15 protein-coding genes are annotated in these 17,873 nt (G+C 54.8%); all 15 read left to right on the top strand.

Annotation, left to right across the window (positions count from 1 at the left end; genetic code table 11):
* Positions 1–6 precede the first annotated feature (6 nt).
* Genes RBB63_RS09585 through ftsZ form a run of 15 tightly spaced genes read left to right on the top strand, consistent with a single transcriptional unit; the run spans position 7 to position 17,855 of the window.
* The gene (locus tag RBB63_RS09585) at positions 7–150 is read left to right on the top strand and encodes a hypothetical protein (protein ID WP_309383557.1); all 144 of its coding nucleotides are present in this window, start codon (positions 7–9) and stop codon (positions 148–150) included.
* A gap of 18 nt (positions 151–168) precedes the next feature.
* Positions 169–624, top strand: coding sequence for a hypothetical protein (locus tag RBB63_RS09580; RefSeq protein WP_309383555.1), 456 nt, complete (start codon positions 169–171; stop codon positions 622–624).
* A 37-nt stretch (positions 625–661) separates the two neighbouring features.
* Complete coding sequence (locus RBB63_RS09575; RefSeq protein ID WP_309383553.1) at positions 662–2,443, top strand: peptidoglycan D,D-transpeptidase FtsI family protein; 1,782 nt, start codon at positions 662–664, stop codon at positions 2,441–2,443.
* Positions 2,440–4,008, top strand: coding sequence for a UDP-N-acetylmuramoyl-L-alanyl-D-glutamate--2,6-diaminopimelate ligase (locus RBB63_RS09570; RefSeq protein WP_309383551.1), 1,569 nt, complete (start codon positions 2,440–2,442; stop codon positions 4,006–4,008). The genes RBB63_RS09575 and RBB63_RS09570 overlap by 4 nt, the downstream gene beginning before the upstream one ends.
* Complete coding sequence (locus RBB63_RS09565) at positions 4,008–5,414, top strand: UDP-N-acetylmuramoyl-tripeptide--D-alanyl-D-alanine ligase (protein ID WP_309383549.1); 1,407 nt, start codon at positions 4,008–4,010, stop codon at positions 5,412–5,414. Before RBB63_RS09570 ends, RBB63_RS09565 begins: the two co-directional genes overlap by 1 nt.
* The gene (gene mraY, locus RBB63_RS09560; RefSeq protein ID WP_309383547.1) at positions 5,408–6,508 is read left to right on the top strand and encodes a phospho-N-acetylmuramoyl-pentapeptide-transferase; all 1,101 of its coding nucleotides are present in this window, start codon (positions 5,408–5,410) and stop codon (positions 6,506–6,508) included. The genes RBB63_RS09565 and mraY overlap by 7 nt, the downstream gene beginning before the upstream one ends.
* A 4-nt stretch (positions 6,509–6,512) precedes the next feature.
* Positions 6,513–7,820 carry a UDP-N-acetylmuramoyl-L-alanine--D-glutamate ligase gene (murD, locus tag RBB63_RS09555; protein WP_309383545.1) on the top strand — a complete coding sequence of 436 codons (1,308 nt, stop codon included), beginning with the start codon at positions 6,513–6,515 and terminating at the stop codon, positions 7,818–7,820.
* A gap of 11 nt (positions 7,821–7,831) precedes the next feature.
* The gene (locus RBB63_RS09550; RefSeq protein ID WP_309383542.1) at positions 7,832–9,022 is read left to right on the top strand and encodes a LysM peptidoglycan-binding domain-containing protein; all 1,191 of its coding nucleotides are present in this window, start codon (positions 7,832–7,834) and stop codon (positions 9,020–9,022) included.
* Positions 9,023–10,177, top strand: a complete 1,155-nt coding sequence (gene ftsW, locus RBB63_RS09545; protein ID WP_309383540.1) for a putative lipid II flippase FtsW — start codon at positions 9,023–9,025, stop codon at positions 10,175–10,177.
* Positions 10,174–11,271: a UDP-N-acetylglucosamine--N-acetylmuramyl-(pentapeptide) pyrophosphoryl-undecaprenol N-acetylglucosamine transferase gene (locus RBB63_RS09540; RefSeq protein ID WP_309383538.1), complete on the top strand. Its 1,098-nt coding sequence runs from the start codon at positions 10,174–10,176 to the stop codon at positions 11,269–11,271. The genes ftsW and RBB63_RS09540 overlap by 4 nt, the downstream gene beginning before the upstream one ends.
* A 1-nt stretch (position 11,272) precedes the next feature.
* Entirely contained in the window at positions 11,273–13,435 is a 2,163-nt protein-coding gene (murB, locus tag RBB63_RS09535) for a UDP-N-acetylmuramate dehydrogenase (RefSeq protein ID WP_309383536.1), read from the top strand.
* Positions 13,432–14,361, top strand: a complete 930-nt coding sequence (locus tag RBB63_RS09530) for a D-alanine--D-alanine ligase family protein (protein ID WP_309383533.1) — start codon at positions 13,432–13,434, stop codon at positions 14,359–14,361. The genes murB and RBB63_RS09530 overlap by 4 nt, the downstream gene beginning before the upstream one ends.
* 1 nt (position 14,362) lies before the next feature.
* A complete protein-coding gene (locus tag RBB63_RS09525; protein WP_309383531.1) occupies positions 14,363–15,298 on the top strand; it encodes a cell division protein FtsQ/DivIB in 936 nt (311 codons plus the stop codon).
* Positions 15,299–15,337: 39 nt separating this feature from the next.
* Positions 15,338–16,549, top strand: a complete 1,212-nt coding sequence (ftsA, locus tag RBB63_RS09520) for a cell division protein FtsA (RefSeq protein ID WP_309383529.1) — start codon at positions 15,338–15,340, stop codon at positions 16,547–16,549.
* A 13-nt stretch (positions 16,550–16,562) separates the two neighbouring features.
* A complete protein-coding gene (gene ftsZ, locus RBB63_RS09515) occupies positions 16,563–17,855 on the top strand; it encodes a cell division protein FtsZ (protein ID WP_309383526.1) in 1,293 nt (430 codons plus the stop codon).
* The last annotated feature ends 18 nt before the right edge of the window (positions 17,856–17,873 follow it).

The raw sequence follows: 17,873 nt of genomic DNA, 5'->3' as shown, positions 1-17,873 counted from the left end.
GACTGAATGAAGACCGCCATACATTCCGACCACATTTGGGATATGCTCAAGCGCCGCTCACAAACACAACGCACGATCAGCCGGTTTCGCCGGTCGGCCTTGCGTCGTTTGCAAAGCGCTTTGTCCGGCCAAGGCCGGAACCGCCGTTAACCTTAAAAACTTTTTGCCATGACTCCATATACGCAAAACATCAAAATCTACCGATTCTCCGCTTTCGCAATGGGCGCGCTGACGCTGCTCGTTGTCGCTGGCGGCGCTTTCGGTGTGGTCTATTTGCGCAAGAGCGTGGCGAGAACTGCTCAGCAAACTCAGGCAATTCATGCTGAAATCACCCAGGCCGAGCGCCAATACGCTGCACTCGAAGCACGTATCGCCAAAGCTCACAGCCCGCAGGAGTTAACTGCTGGCGCGCCGGCGGGGCTGCGTCCGACGCAGGCTTCGCAGATCGTGTGGATGCCGCGCGCCAAGCCGCTGCAACCTGCGGATTATATCGACCCGGCTTTGCCGGTGGAAGCGCCTGCCGCGCCGTTGATCCAGGCGCCCATTCTGGCGGCAGAGGAGCCTGTTGTCCCAGCCGCAGCTCAGCCTGAGCAACCATTATCCATTTCTTTCGCCTTACCATAAACTTTCTCAATGAGGCCCCAGCCCGGCCTCTAACTCAATGAACCGCGCTTACGTATCAGGAATTCGATTTACTTTTTTAACCGTCGTCATATTCACGTGCTTCATTGTCCTAACGGGACGATTGATTCACCTGCATCTCGTCGAGGGCGAGAAGCTTGCGCGCATTGTTGAGCAGAACCGAGAGCGTTTCCAGGAGATCAAGGCCCGCCGTGGCAATATCGTTGACCGCCGTGGCAACCTGATGGCCTCCACGCAGGCTGTGTATGAAATTGGCGTCGACCCGCAGGCGATCACAGCCGAAGAATACGCCCGCGCGCCGGAAGTCGCCGCCTTACTTGGACTCGATCCAGAATTTGTCTGGGACAAGTTTGACCAAAAGCTGCGTACAGTCGATACGGCGCAGGGGCCGGAAATCCGTAATGTGCGTTGGAATGAACTCGTGGATTCCGTTGACGAGCCGACCTATGAAGCGGTGAAAGCACTGGGCATCCGCTCTGTTTATGGCAACCGCAAATACCAGCGTGTTTACCCGGCGCAGGGATTGGCCTCGCATGTTCTGGGATTCGTAAACAAAGAGGAAACGCCGGTTTCGGGCGTGGAGCGTTTTTGTGATTTTTATCTCGCCGGCCAAGACGGCTGGCGCAAGTCCGAGAAGGATGGTCGTCGCCATGAGTTGGTTCAATTCAGCTCACGCGAAGTCGCTCCGCGCGACGGCTTAAACGTCGAGCTGACGATCGACTTGAATATTCAGCACAAGGTCGAGCAGGAGGTTGCCAAGCTGGTCGAAGAGTGCAACCCAAAGGGAGTCGCAGTCATTGTGAGTGAGGTTGCCACTGGGCAGATCCTTGCCATGGCGAACTACCCAACTTTTGATCCCAATGAGTTCTGGCGTTTTCCAATTGAGAACCTCCGCAACCGTGCGGTGACGGATATTTATGAGCCAGGTTCGACCTTTAAAATCGTGCCTGCCGCCGCTGCGCTTAACGAAGATTTGGTCACCTCTGACACCGTATTCGATTGCGGTAAGCCGACTGCGGAATACAAGGGGCGTAAGGTTAGCCTGCCATCCGACCACCACCCACTGGAAGACCTGACGGTGACCGAAATAGTCGTGAAGTCGAGTAACCGCGGCGCGGCTCTGCTTGGTTTGCAACTGGGGGAAGATCGCCTCTATGGCTACGCCAAGCGTTTTGGTTTTGGGGCGAAAACAGGCTTTCCGCTCGATCTGGAAGAGAACGGCATCCTGCACCCAGTTAAGGCATGGGACGGGTTGACGATTACGCGTCTGCCTATGGGCCATGCGATCAGCGCCACGCCGATGCAGGTTCACTTCGCCATGAGCGCAATCGCCAATGGCGGCGTGATGATGAAGCCTCAGATCGTACGCCAAGTTTTTGATTCGAGCAGTGACGTCGTCGTGCAGTTTTCGCCCGACGCGAAGGAACGCGTTGTGTCGTCTTATACGGCAAACCAAATCACGGACATGCTTGCTGCTGTGGTCGGTGAAGAGGGGACTGCCAGAAAGGCGGCCATCGAAGGCTATGGCGTCGCAGGAAAAACGGGCACGACACAAAAGATCGTGAATGGTCGCTATTCTCACCAACATCATGTAGGTTCTTTTGTGGGCTTTTTTCCAAAGTCAAACCCCCGTCTGGTCATCACGGTGGTGGTGGACGAGCCGGAAATGCGCGGCGTCGGTTACGGCGGTGTCGTGGCGGCTCCTGTATTTAAGAATATCGCCGAGCACTGCATTCAGTATCTGGGAATTCCACCGGAACCGGAAAACCAGCTGATGGCGCTAACGGAGGGCGGACGATGATTGGATTTGCTTCACTGGAAAACACACTGAGCTGGGGGATGGCCATGCGCAGCAACCCGCAACTGGGCGGTGCGATGGCGGCTAAGCGCACCATGCGCGCGCTGACTCATGGCGTGGAGCACATCAAATACACGGGCGACAGCGATGTGGCCGTGACGTGCCTAATCACCGACAGCCGCCGCGTGGCGCCGGGCGCGTTGTTCTTCGCCATTGAAGGCGCGAACACCAGTGGCTCTTTTTACGTGGAAGAGGCGATCGACCGCGGCGCCGTTGGCATTGTCGGTGAGCGTGAGCCTGGTCCCCGCATGAGCGTGCCCTACATTCAAGTGAAGGATGCGCGAGTGGCTTTGGCAGAAATCGCGGGTCGGTTCTTTGATCATCCTGACCGCGCGATGGATTTGGTTGGCGTGACCGGCACCAATGGCAAGACCACGGTCACCATGCTGACCCAGCATTTACTCGCGGACAAACCAAACAGCGTTGGCTTGCTGGGGACGGTTCGGTATGACCTCGGTCGTCGGACTTTGCCGAGTTACAAGACTACGCCTGAAAGCGTCGACATTTACTCGATGCTCGACCAAATGCGAATCGAAGGCTGCCACTCGGCAGTGCTCGAAGTGAGCTCGCACGCCATCGATCAGGAGCGTGTGCGTGGGTTACGTTTTCCGGTGGCCGCGTTCCTGAATCTGACCCAGGACCACATCGACTACCATTTGTCGATGGATGAATATTTTGAAGTCAAACGCCGCCTCTTTACCGGCGAAACTGGCAACCAACCAGAAGTCTGCGTCATCAACATCGACGATCCTTATGGTCTCCGGCTCGCGCAAGAGCTGGAGGCCAAGGGACGCGTCATCACGTTTGGCGCGCATGAGGCTGCGGAGTTGCGCGCGAGCGATATAAAACTTTCACCGAATGGCAGTGTGTTCAAGCTGGCCTGGCCCGGTGGCGAAGTGGAAGTCGCCACCGAGCTCGCCGGCAAATACAACGTGAGCAACTTGCTCGCTGCGCTGTCGATTTGTGTGGCGATGGGACGTGAAATTAAAGAAGTGCTGCCGCGTGTGGCGACTTTCCCCGGCGTGCCTGGGCGCATGGAGCGTATCGATGCGGGCCAGACTTTTCCGGTGCTCGTGGACTACGCACACACTGACGACGCCCTGCGCAATGCGCTTAGCATGCTGCGGGAAATTACCCCCGGCCGCGTGCTGGTGGTCTTTGGCTGTGGCGGTAATCGTGATCGTGACAAGCGCCCTAAGATGACGGCTGCTGTGCAGGAGATGGCGGACATTGCCTGGGCCACTGCCGACAACCCGCGTCGCGAGAATTTAACATCGATTTTTGATGACATGCGCAAGGGCGTGACTAAGCCTGAGGTGATTGAATTTGTGGATGACCGCCGCCGTGCGATCAGCCTGGCGCTGGAAACTGCGAAGGCCGGAGATTGCGTGCTGATCGCTGGCAAGGGCCATGAGACTTATCAGGAATTTGCTGACACTGTTGCTCCGTTTGATGACCGACAAGTCGCCAGGGAGCTGCTCAACCTTAAGAAACTGCGACCAAACTGATGCCTGCATTTTCGCCAAAGCTACTCGCCGAATGGACTGCCGGAAAGTGGCTGGGAGCACCGCCAGACAAGCCCATCACCGGCTTTTGCCAAGACACCCGGAAACTGAAGCCGGGTGACTGCTTTGTCGCGCTCAAAACCGATCAGCGAGACGGTCACGCTTTCCTTGCTTCCGCACGTGACGCCGGCGCCACGGCAGCGCTCGTTGATCATCCGCGGGACGATCTTTATTTGCCGCAACTGTTTGTGGAAGACTCCCTTTCGGCCTTCCAAACCATTGCCCACCAGCACCGTCATACCTTTCCCGGTCCGGTGGTTGGAGTCACGGGCAGTTGCGGGAAAACTTCCACCAAAGATCTCATCGCTTTGCTTCTGGGCGACGAGTGCCTGAAGACCGAGAAAAATCTGAACAACACACTCGGCGTTCCGCTGACGCTTACCCGACTCGACCCGGTGAAGCACAAGTATGCGGTGATCGAAGCAGGCATCAATCAGCCCGGTGAGATGTCGGTTTTGGGCGGTATGATTTCGCCTACAGTTGCCGTAGTCACCATGATTGGGCCAGCGCATTTGGAGCAGCTCGGTGACATGGAAAGCGTAGCCCGTGAAAAAGCGGAGCTCGTGCGCCTGGGGGCTCCTGGCGCTTCGTTGGTTTGTATGGAGGACTGCCTGCAGTACCCGGCTTTCCACCAGTTTGGCGGTGAGATATTCAGCGTTTGCCAATCTTGTGAAGCGAAGCCTGCGCTTGATTTTACGGAATATCGCAGTTGTTTCCGCTTCTTCCGTGAAGGGCAGGGAACTCGCGTGCAGGTGCAGAGTGCATTGTTCGCCGGCCAGTTTACCATCGATAGCCATTTGACGAAGGGCATGGTGTCCAATGCGGTTATCGCCGTGCTCACCGCAATACTTTGCGGCGCAAAGTGGGAGCATATTCAAAAACGTTTAAAGGACTGGAAGCCTGGCGCCGACCGTGGCTCCATTTATCTCTGGGAGAATAATCTCTATTACGTGGACTGCTATAACGCGAATCCCGCCTCCATGATGGATGCGCTGGAAACTTTTGCCACGCTGGCCCCAGCGGACATGCCCCGCCTTTATGTGCTTGGAGGCATGAAGGAACTTGGCGCGCATACCGAAGCTTTGCATCGCAAAGTAGGTGGTGACGTTCCGTTGCGTCCGCAGGATCGGGTGCTCCTTGTCGGCGACGAGTCCGATGCTTACGCAAAAGGGTTGCGTGACGCTGGCGCCGAAAAATCCCAAGTCATTCAATATACCGACGCTAACTCCGCAATGGCTTCACTTAAACTTTTTAGCGGTGCGGTCTTCTTGAAGGGAAGCCGTGCTTATCAATTGGAATCCCTGTTGCCCAACGGCCTAATGACGCGAAAGGAGGCAGCGGGATGTTAACGTATTTAGCAGGCTTGGAAGAGTTCTGGGGACCGTTCCGTTTGTTCGGTTCGATAACGTTTCGTATGATGATGGCGGCGGCGACTGCGCTGGCAGTTGGCTTTCTCATTGCGCCGCCGATTTTTGATCGCTTGCGCCGCCTTAAAGCCGAGCAAACACTACGCAATTCCAGTGAAGTTGGCAAACTGGCTGACCTGCACGCGAGCAAGAAGAGCACGCCGACTATGGGCGGGCTAATGATTTTTGCTGCGGTTACGGGAAGCTCTATTCTCTGGGCGCGGCCAAATGTTTATGTGATCACGGCGCTGGTGGTTTACGCTGGGCTGACTGCAATTGGCTTCTTTGATGACTACCTGAAGGTCACGAAGAAAAGTAGCGCTGGTCTTTCCAGTCGCTGGAAATTGGCTGGGCAGGCATTACTCACGTTTCTCGCCTTGGGGTTGCTATTGGGGAACGCTGAAACGCGTGGAGTCATGAGCCAGTTATGGGTGCCATTTTATAAGTATGCGGTGCTCGATCCGATGCCGATCTGGTTTGCCTTTATCTTTTTCTTTTTCGTGCTCTCGGGATCGAGTAATGCGATTAACCTGACGGATGGCATCGATGGTTTGGCGATTGGATGCACCGTGACCGTGGCTATTGTCTATGCGATGATGGCGTATGCGGCAGGCAACACCATTATCGCGGAATACTTCCTCATCAGCTACATACCAGGAACTGGTGAGTTAGCTGTTATTTGCACGGCGCTTGTGGGGGGAAGTTTGGCCTTTCTCTGGCACAATTGCCACCCGGCGACGGTCTTTATGGGCGACACTGGTTCGCTTGCCTTGGGCGGATTGATTGGAGCCATTGCTTTCATGGTGCACCAACCCGTTACCCTGATCATTGTTGGTGGCATCTTTGTGATGGAAGCGGTCTCAGTGATCTTGCAGGTCGGCTCCTTTAAACTGACGGGCAAACGAATTTTCCGTATGGCGCCGATTCACCATCACTTTGAGCTCGCAGGTTGGCATGAGTCGAAGGTCGTCATCCGTTTTTGGATTCTATCACTCATCTTTGCTTTTGTTGGACTCGCATCACTGAAACTTCGCTAAAAAAATGTCACCACTTGCCAATCAGATACCCGATTTACAGTCCAGCCCCGCTGCGGTGCTGGGTGCTGGGGTGAGTGGTCTTGGGGCGATGGCGTTGTTGCGGAGCCAGGGCGCCTGGGTGAACCTGTTTGACGAAAAGGGAACCTCTGGCGCGAAGTCAGATTTTACGGATCGAGATGCGCGACAACATCGACTGGTGGTGCACAGTCCGGGCTTCTCGCCGGATCATCCCTGGCTGGTTAAGGCGCGTGAGGCCGGGGCCGCAGTTTACGGTGAGCTGGATTTTGCGTCGATCTACTGGCCGGGTGGGCTCGTTGCAGTGACGGGCGTCAACGGCAAGACCACATTGACGGAGTTTCTGGTGCATGCGCTGAAACACGTCGGAACCGACGCTATGGCGGCGGGGAACGTTGGCTTCCCGCTATCCAGGTTTTTTGAAACCGGAGGGGCGGATCACACCGTAGCTGTTTGCGAGGTGAGCTCTTTTCAAGCTGAAGGGATGCGCTCGTTCCGCCCTCAGGCAGTCTTGTGGACGAATTTTGCAGAAGATCACTTGGAGCGTCACGGCTCGATGATGAAATATTTTTCCGCCAAATGGCGTTTGGTGGAACGCTTGAGTCGACCGCGCTTAATTGTGGGACCGAGCGTAGCTCATTGGGCGGCAAAGCTGGGTTTCAAACTTCCAACCTATGCGATTGTGGTCGATGAGAAGTCGATAGCGCCACCTGTAGACAGCCCGTTTGTACGTTCCCCGCAGCGTGAGAATTACGCGCTGGCGCGAGCATACTGGGAAATGGAGGGCAGTGATTTAGCAGAATTAGACACTGCGGCGAGGTCGTTCCGAGTGCCAGCCCATCGGCTGGAACTCATCGCCGAGGGAGGTCGTGTTCAGTTTTGGGATGACTCGAAGGCGACAAATTTTCACGCGGCCGAGGCTGGCATTGCGGCTACGCAGGGGCCGATTGTTTGGATCGGTGGAGGGCGTCGGAAAGGAGGCGATATTACCGGCTTTGTGCAGCGCATTGCGACTGATATTGATTTTGCCTGCCTGATCGGCGAATCCGGTCCTGAATTGGCCGAAGCCTTGACAGCCGCGGGTGTGCCAAATCGGCTGCTCCCGAATCTCTCGGAAGCGGTTATGGAAGCCTGGAATCGACGTTTGAGTGGGGGGTCTATCCTACTCAGCCCGGGCTTTTCCAGTCATGATCAATTTTCAAGTTACGCAGAGCGCGGAGAATGCTTCAAACAAGCGGTTTTGAGTTTGAAGGGCGTCACTGCCGCATCTACGGTCTCTGAATGCGTCAAACCGTAAAAAAAATCACCATGAAACTTGCCCATATTTTCACCATCGTTCTCGGCTTACATGCAGTCGTTATTGCTGCATTGTTTGTCGGACCCGGTTGTGCCTCGGATGCAGGTAAAACCACCGCCGCCGCTGCTGAACCAACTGGCGAACCCAGCCATGCGGAAGAGCAGCCTTACCGTCCGGCCAATGCCGCCGTACGTCCAAATTCTACATCCGCTCAAAGCGGCAGCCATACGCGTTACCCTCCGACGCGGCCGGATTGGAATATCAGCGATTCATCTTCGCCGGAAGTCGTTGTCGCTGCGGACACAACCTATGTTGCGAACAACAGCTATGTGGCCGAGACCACAGATGTTGGTATTTATGAAGATAGTAGCGTCCAGGAGTTTAATAAAGTGCGCTCAAGCAATCAGCCTGTGAACACCGTCAAGCCTGCCCTAACGACAACTGTAGCTCCCAGTGATCCAGCCGGGGGGCGTACCTATATTGTGAAAAAAGGTGATGTGTTGTCAAAAATTGCCCGAAATAATGGCGTTACGCTAAGTGAGATTATGGCGGTTAATGGCTTTACTAAGGACTCCGCCAATCAGCTAAAGATTGGGCAGGTGATTTTGATTCCGTCTGAGTCCGACAGTGAGCCAGTAGCGCCAGTGGATTCACCTTCGCCGACTTACGCTTCCGCCCAAATCAGCGAGGAGGGTCAGGCGTATACGGTGCAGTCCGGAGACAGCCTGTCGGGGATCGCTTCTCGGCATGGCTCGAGTGTCAGCGCCATCATCAGTGCGAATGGTTTGAGCAGTGATCGTATTTACGTGGGCCAGGAGCTGCTGATTCCCAAAGTGCAGGCCAAGCCTAAGCCAGTTGTTGGCGTGCCCAACGCCGCGGGTGAAGTGACTTATGTTGTCGCCTCGGGTGATACGCTAGGCGCCATTGCCAAACGCTATGGCGTGACCGTGAAGAGCATTATGCAAAGCAATGGCATTGCAGATCCGCGTCGTTTACGCGTCGGACAGGTATTGACGATTCCGACGGGGCTGGAGCCAGTGGCGCCTGCGCCTAAGCCAGCTCCCGTAGTGGTGCCCAAGCCAGTCGCTCCGATTGTTCCCGTTGCGCCTGTGCAGCCACAACCAGTATATGAAGTCGAAGAAACGAACGAGCTCGACGAGATCGACATCGAGAACGCTCCCGTTGTCAACGTGCAGGACTAAATGAATGCGATTGGTCAGCATACTTTCCGCTACTTGCGCCGCCCTGGCGCAGGGTGGACGTTGCTGGCCTGTGTTTTCGTGTTGACGGCGCTGGGATTGCTTATGCTGACCAGCGCCGGGCAGTCACACAATGAGCTCATTAAACAGGATCCTTTCTACCTCTTCCGCAAGCAGGCGCTTTGGTTGAGTATTGCGCTTTGCGCCGGCATTTTTATGTCGGTGGTCAGCTTGGAGTGGCTCGGGAAAATGAGCCATTACATTGCAGGCGGCGTGATGGTGCTTCTGGGCTTGGTGCTTGTTCCGCAAATCGGCGTCGAGGTGAATGGCGCGCGCCGTTGGCTCGATCTTGGTTTGATGCGTTTGCAAGTTTCGGACCTTGCCAAGATTGCCCTGATTATTTGGTTGGCGCGTTATTACGGGACGCGTCAGCGCATGGTCACGCATTTTTGGAAAGGGTTTATCCTTCCAGGTTTTGTCGTGGGCGTATTTTTCATGATGATTATTTTGGAGCCAGACTTTGGGACGGCTGCGCTCTGTGGTGCGGTTGGTTTCGCGATGATGTTTCTGGCCGGCGCACGCTTGTGGTATTTGCTACCGACTGCCTTCATGGGCGTCGCAGCATTCAGCGTGGCAGTTTACCTGGACCCGGTGCGCATGCGCCGCATTACTTCGTTCCTCGATGTGGAGGCCAATAAGGCTGACAGCGGTTATCAACTCTGGCAGGGGATACTTGCTTTTGGCGCTGGCGGTTTACCTGGCGTAGGGCTGGGGCAGGGGCGTCAGCAGTTGTTCTTCCTACCCGAGGCGCATACCGACTTCATTTTTCCGGTGATTGGTGAAGAGTTGGGCCTCGTGGCCACGATTGCTGTTGTGGTATTGTTCGCGACAATCTTTACGGTTGGCGTGCTGGCGTTGCGCCGTGCACCGAACCTGTATCAATTCTTGTTGGCCACTGGCGCACTGCTTTTTCTGACGCTGCAGGCGCTTATTAATATGGGTGTGGTGACTGGACTCCTCCCGACCAAAGGAATGTCTTTACCTTTCATTAGCTACGGCGGCACCAATCTGGTGACGATGTTCGTCCTGATCGGGCTTCTGTTTAACTGCTTTGCCAACTGGTCCGCAAAACCCCTGCTGAAGCCCCGTGAACTATGAGTAACTTTGTCATATCATGTGGTGGTACGGGAGGTCATCTGGCGCCAGGCATAGCTATTGCAGAAGCTTTGATCGAGAGCGGGCATCACTGCCGGTTGATTATTAGTAATAAGGATGTCGACTCGCGTTTGGTTAAAAACTACCCACAGCTTCAGTACGCACGTTCACCGGGAGTTGGCTTTTCGTGGAGTCCGGTTAAGTTCGTTAAGTTCAATCTAGAGCAAGTGCGCGGGCTGTTGTTTACGATCAACTTGATGCGGGAGTTTAAAGCCGATGCAGTGATTGGTTTCGGCGGCTTCTTAACGGTAGGCGCAGTGTTCGCTGCGTTCTTCACGGGCGTGCCTGTAATGCTCCATGAGGCGAACCGTCGGGCTGGCCGGGCGATTCGTATGTTGGCGGGTTTTGCGCGCCGTATTTATCTACCACCAGGCGTCGCGATTAAAGGACTGCCGCGTAGCATGATTCATCACTGTGGTTATCCCATTCGTCGTGAAATTCATCGCATGCCACAAGATGAAGCTCGGGCCAAAATCGGCTTGGAAGTCAGTGGAAAGCTGTTGCTCGTGTTCGGTGGAAGCCAAGGCGCTACCGCGCTGAACAACTGGGTAGCGGATAATTTTGAGGCGCTTGCCAAGGATGGCATCAATGTCTACTGTGTGACTGGGCTGAACAAAACTTCGGTTGCTTCGATCGAGCGGACCTCATCTGACGGGCAAACTGTGCGTGCAGTATTTACGCCTTTCGTCGACGACATGGCGGCAGCTCTGAGCGCGGCAGATATCGTGGTGGCGCGTGCGGGGGCGGGTAGTATCGCAGAGTTTGCCCGCTGTCGTTTACCGTCGATTTTGGTGCCATATCCTTTTTCCGCCGATGATCATCAATTGGCTAACGCCCAGTTTTTAGAGCAACAAGGAGGCGCCGTTGTTGTCGAAGAGTCGGAGATTGAACGTCTGCTAGGAGAGGTGACCGATCTTATTTTCAACGACTGGCTGATTAAGCGTTTTCGTGAAAATTTGGAGCGACTCGATCGTGCTAACCCAGTCGATAAAATTGTTAAAGACATGGCGGCTATCGCCTTGACCCAACATGATTGAAATGATGCCAGAACCTGCTTCTTCATCCCTGCCTGACGCCGTGTTTATGCTCGGCGTCGGGGGCATGGGTATGGCGCCGCTGGCGATCTATTTGGCTCAAGCCGGAGCGGAGGTTACCGGGTGGGACGATAGTCTTCGCCCAGAGGTAGCTCAATTACTGGAGCGTCATGGCGTGCAACTCACCGAAGCATTGCCAGAGTCCCCAACGCTCGTCGCGCGTTCCAGCGCCATTGGTGAAAATCATGACTTGCTGGCCTTGGCGCGTAGTCGTGGCGCTCGGATTCTGCGACGTGGGGAATTGCTGGCAGAAATTGTGGCGAATAAAAAACTGGTGGCTGTTGTAGGGAGTCATGGCAAGTCGACGACCACTGGCATGCTGATTCACTTGTTGGCCAAAGCGGGATTTGACTGTAGCTATTTTCTGGGCGCCTTGTTCCGCAATGATCTTGCGCCCGCGCACTATTCTGCCGACAGCGAGTGGGTTATTGCTGAAGTCGACGAAAGTGATGGTACGGTGGAAGGCTTCTCCCCGGAGATCACTGTCGCAGTGAATTTCGATTGGGATCATGCGGACCTCTATCCGACGGAGGCTGATTTATGTGATGCATTTCGACGGTTATTTGATCGAACCAAGAGCTTTGTCATCATACCTGAAGACAGTGATGTGCTCAATCAAATCGTGCCAGAGCGCAAAGCGTTGCGTTGTCACTCAGCGCCTGGGTTTAACGCATCGAATACCGCGCTTGCCATGGCTGCCGCTCGGGAAGTTGGGGCAAGCGTAACGCTGGACATGTTGTTGGATTTTGCGGGCATTCGCCGCCGACAGGATGTCATGCACCAAGCCTTTGGCGTGACGCTATTGGCGGATTATGCGCATCACCCAACTGAGATAACTGCACTCTTGCAACATGCCCGTAGTGAGTGGCCGGGGCGGCAGATCGTCGTCTTTCAGCCACATCGATACACGAGGACTCGGCAGTTTGCCGCCGAGTTTGCCCAAGCGTTGAACATCGCAGACGAGGTGATGCTCCTGCCTGTGTATGCTGCCAGCGAACCGGTGTTGGTGGATGGGCAGAGTGAAGCCATCGTCAAGGCGGCGGGACAGGATTGGCCAATTCACAATGCGGTGTCTTTGCCCAACGCCATCGACCAAGCAATCCGGGGGGCGCGTCCGGCTACTGTGTTGTTTGTTGGAGCAGGCGATATCGACGGCATCGCGCGTGGCTTTGCTGATGATTGGCTTATAATTGATGAGTGGCGCGAAGCGCTTTCGCTCTACACTAAATTGACCTTGGCTGAACCGCTTGCTGGCAAAACGACGTTGCGGGTTGGCGGCGCCGCTCGCTTTTATGCCGAACCGGATGGTGTGGACGATTTGGAGCGCTTACTTTACTTTGCGAAGCAAAGTAATCTTCCATGTTTTACGCTTGGTCGTGGTTCGAACTTGATCGTTGCGGATGCGGGTTACCCGGGATTGGTCATCAGTTTGAAAGGAGCCGGTTTTCGTGACTTTCAACTATTGGAAAATGGGCGGGTCAAGGTAGGCGCGGGCTTGGCGTTGAAGCGATTATGCGGCCAAGCCGCGAAGGAAGGATTGGGCGGCTTCGAATTCCTGGAAGGCATTCCGGGGACGGTTGGTGGCGCCTTAAGGATGAACGCTGGCGCCATGGGCGGCTGGATGTTTGATGTCGTTGAAAGCGTCGAGTTCATGACCGCTCAGGGGGACATTTGCGAACTGCCGCGTGAAGAATTTCATGTTGAATACCGATGCTGTCATGAACTTCTGGAAGGCATGGCGCTTAGTGCAGTGCTAAAGTCTGGGGCGCAAGTCGAAGGCAACGCGATCCGTGAGCAGATGGACGCCTACGCCGGGCGTCGTAAAGAATCACAACCGCGAGAACCCAGCGCGGGTTGCATTTTCAAAAACCCTTCCGGAGACCATGCTGGCAAGCTCATTGATGAACTTGGATTAAAGGGCCTGCGGATTGGTGGCGCAGAGGTGTCGACGGTACATGGGAATTTTATCATCAATCGCGAGCAGGCAACATCAGCAGATGTGTTGGCGTTGATCCGTGAAATTCGCAAAGTGGTCAAAGCGGAACGTGGAATCGATTTAGAGCCCGAAGCTTTGCTGGTTGGTCAAGAATGGGAGGATGTGCTATGAGCGAACGTCAGCATGTAACAGTGCTGTGCGGCGGATCTTCGCCGGAGGCAAACGTTTCGCGCGTGACTGGTCCTTCGGTTGCCGATGCCTTGAAGGCTTATTACGAGGTCGAGTTGATTGACTTGCCCGAGGACAAACTTCCCAATTTGGATCCGGAGCAGACTGTGGTTTTTCCAGCAATGCATGGTCCGTTTGGTGAAGATGGAAAACTGCAGGCTCTGCTGGATGATGCGGGAGTTGCCTACGCTGGCTGTAACGCAGCGGCGAGCGCCCTGTGCATGAACAAGATTGATACGAAGGCGACCGTTAAAGGCAGCGGTTTTTCCTTAGCGGGCGACATAACCTTTGCAGCGCAAAGTAAACCATCTGCCGATATCCTTACTGCGTCCCTGGGAGAGCATGTTGTGGTGAAGCCGCTCGACAGTGGCAGCAGCGTGGGCGTCCACATCGCGCATAGCCGCTATGAGCTGGCTGCCATCCTGGATGAAATCAAGAGTGGCAAGTGGATGGCTGAGCAATTTGTGACGGGTCGTGAAATGACGGTTGGGATCTTGGATGGTGTGGCTATGGGCATCGTGGAAATTAGACCGAAACAGGGTGTCTATGACTACGAACACAAATACACCGCAGGCGCCACAGAGTACCTTTTTCCGGCGCCAATTGATGAAACTTTGTCTTGCAAAGTAAGGTCATTTTCTGAGAATGCATTCGCATCGTGCCAATGCCGGGATTTTGCACGACTTGATTTTATATTAACTAACGACGAGGAACCATACTTCTTGGAGATTAATACTCTACCAGGCATGACGCCGACCAGCCTTCTGCCCAAAAGCGCAAGCTGCATTGGGTTGGGTTTTCAGCCGCTGGTGAGAAGGATGATGGAACCCGCAATCGCACGCGCAATTCAAGCCCGCGTTGCTTCCTAACATGGCCAAGAGAAAAAGCACCAAATCAAACGCGCCGAGCACCTGGCGGAGCATTCAGCAATCCTTCACCGGGCGTGCGGTGACTTCTCATGCCCGTAAACGTCGTTGGATGCTCAACCTGAAATTCCTCGGTGGCATATTGGTGTTTGCGCTGCTTGGCTGTGGTGTTTGGGCTGGCGTGAAGTATTTGCAGAGTGATTCGTTTGCCCGTTTGATGGCGGGGGGATCACAACCCGTGCGCAATGTTTATCTGGAAAGCGATGGTGTGCTCGATGAGAAGTGGCTCAATGAGCGCATTGATTTGCCAGAGCACATTGAGCTCATGGCGATCGATATTGAGTCAATTCAGCGCGAACTCAGTACCGATGGACAAGTCCGGACCGTGATGGTGGAGCGTGTTTTTCCGGATGCCCTGCGTATCCGCATCGATGAGCGCCAGCCTGTTATGCGCGTGGTGATTCAGGATACAACTGGCCGCAAGCAACTGCGACTGATCTCCACTGAGGGAGTTGTTTATGCGGGTAAGCGTTATCCCGCAGATGTTGTGCGCAGCTTGCCTTATGCTGCTGGGGTTACTTTGCGTCGCAAAGTAGATGGCGAATATTTTCCTGTAGAGGGGATTGGCGACGTTGCTGCGTTTTTGCAGCATGCGCATTCGCTTATGCCCGAACGCGCCGTTGAGTGGGAGAGTGTTTCTCTCGCCGACTTCGATCCCGATGGGAAGAAACTGAGTTCACGATTATCGGTTACGACGACGAAGGGCTATGAGATTGTCTTTGCACCGTCGGAACTGGATGAGCAGTTTGCCCGGCTTGCCGTCATATTGGAGCGCTTGGAATCGCAACGCCAACGCATTGATCGCATCGATTTGTCTATGCAGGATGCTGTCGTGAAGCTGGCGGACTCCACTAACCGCGGGCCTGTCCGTTTTCGTTGAATGTTTATCCTTTCTGAATGCTAATCCTACGAACGCACCATGAGCCAAAGTAGAATAATCGGAGCCGTTGATATCGGAGCGGCGTCCGTCACCGTGTTGGTTGGCGACATCGTCAACGGGCGCAGCCTGAACATTATCGGTAAGCAGGACGCGACTTCTGAGGGCGTTAAAAAGGGTGAGATCGTCGACTTTAAGGCGGTGAGTAATGCGACGCATGCCGCCATCATGGGGGCAGAAAAAAGTGCGGGTGCACAGATTGAAGCAATCTATCTTTCGCAAACGGGGAGTCACCTCGAAGGCTTTTACAACAGCGCGGCCGTCAATGTGAGTTCCAGTGACAACCGTGTGAGCGAGGCCGACATTGTGCGTGCGATGAGTGAGGCCAAGGCGAAGAAGCTGTCAGATGACCGATTGTATATCCACCACATCCGTAGTCATTTCCTATTGGATAATCGGGTTACGAGCGAGCCGCTCGGCATGGAGGGGGATAAGCTCGAGGTTGGGTATTGGTCGATTCATGGTGACGAACGCAAAGTGCGCGATCACATTCACGTGATCAATGGCTTCGGGCTAAACGTTGAAGACATTATTTTATCGAGTATCGCCTCTGGCACCGTAATCGCAACGGACGAAGAAAAGCGGGCTGGCGTGATGGTGATCGACATTGGCGCTGGTGTGACTGATTGGGCAATTTATCAAAATGGAATTGTGGCGCGCACGGGCGTGCTCCCGGTAGGCAGCGACCACATTACGAACGATCTTGCGCTGGGTTTACGCGTGAATCGTAAGTATGCCGAAAAGCTGAAGTTGAGCTTTGGCAAGGCGGTGCTTGAGGCCGACGATAAGCATGAGAAAGTTTGGATGGTGGGTGACCAGATGATTGGCGACCGTCGTATTCCCAAGCAGTCGCTGATTCAGATTATTCACGAGCGCGTGCTTGAAATCTTTGAGCTGGTTAAAATGCAGGCTGGCGAGCTTTGCCATGAAAAGTATTTGCCCGCAGGTGTTGTTTTAACCGGCGGTGGCTCGCATCTGGAGCAAATTGAAGTCGCGGCGGAGAAGGCTCTAGGCGTGCCGACTCGTCCTGGAGAATTGCCATCTTGGGTGCATGATAATCTGCAGCGCTGCGAATACACCACTGCGCTTGGTCTGTTGCACTTCGCTCTCTCGGGACAATCGCTCGATGACTCTGCATTGCAAAGGAAACAGCGCGGATTACTGCGGCGGGTAACTCAACTTTTCGTCAACTAAAGGAGGAACGAACATGAGCGAACATTCTGGAAAATCCTTTAGCAGTGATCTGAACTCTGAGGGCGTGCGCGTCAAAATTATCGGTATTGGCGGCGCTGGCGTTAACGCCGTGGACCGCATTCAAATGACGCCGCACGAGCGCATTCATCTGGCGGCGGTGAATACCGACGCCCAAGCGCTGGAAGGGTCGCCGATTGGCGAAAAGCTTTTGATCGGAAAATCCGTTACCCGTGGTTTGAGCACCGGTGGTGATGTGGAGATTGGCCAAAGCGCGGCGGAGAAGGACGAAAATAAGTTGCGCCAGCTCGTGGATGGTCAGGATTTGATTTTCCTGGTTGCTGGTTTGGGCGGTGGCACGGGTAGTGGCGCTGGACCGGTGATTGCTCAATTGGCGTCGGAGCAGGGCGCGCTGGTCATTGCATTCGTGACGCAGCCTTTCACCTTTGAGGGTGCGCGCCACCATGAAGTTGCGGAAAACGCACTGGTGGCCATGCGCACGCATTGCGATGCGGTCATTCCGTTGCCGAATGATTTGCTGCTTCAGCAGATGGACGAATCAGCAACCGTTCTTGACGCGTTTGCTCAGGCCGATGCGTGGATTAGTCGCGGCATTCAGTCGATCTGTGCAATGCTGACGCAAACTGGCTTGATCAACCTGGACTTTGCGATGCTGCGGAAAGTTTTCCAAGGGCGTGGTGGCAAGACGTTGTTTGGCCTTGGGCGAGGCGAGGGTGATGACTTTATGCAGGAAGCGCTGAATGATCTGGCGTTATGTCCGCTGCTGCACACACCTGGCTTCGCCAAGCGCGCAGACAGCTTGCTGGTGAACATTATTGGCGGTACTGATCTGGGTATTTCGCATGTGAATCAAATTATGACGGCGATCTCGGAGAAGTTCGGGAGCAAAGAGCAAATCGTGTTGGGCGCCGTGGTCGATGAGAGTTGTCAAAACTCGGTGGAAATATGCGTCATTGGCACGACTCAAGTTGGTGGATACCGACCAGAGCGCAAAGTGCGCCGCGTGACGCCGCGGGTTGATCTGGCCCCTGAGCCGCGGGTGCAAACCAAGCAAACGGCGGATGATGAACTCTTCGACCTGGTGGACACGAAATCCAAACCACCGGTGCACGAGAGCAAGCTCGGGAAAAAACGCCAACCATCACTCGAAATCGATCAGGAGGAATTTACCTTTGTGGCCGAAGACGAACAGCGTGGCTTTTTTGAAAATACCGAGCGCAATATGTTTGATGGCGAGGATTTGGATGTGCCGACATACTTGCGGCGAGGCGTGCGCATTACTTTGTAGCGCAAAGTTTGCAGGCTG

Source organism: Cerasicoccus frondis (assembly GCA_031296915.1).
Lineage (GTDB): Bacteria > Verrucomicrobiota > Verrucomicrobiia > Opitutales > Cerasicoccaceae > Cerasicoccus > Cerasicoccus frondis.
The sequence above is the reverse complement of the archived record's forward strand: the minus strand, read 5'-3'. Positions and strand labels throughout refer to the sequence as shown.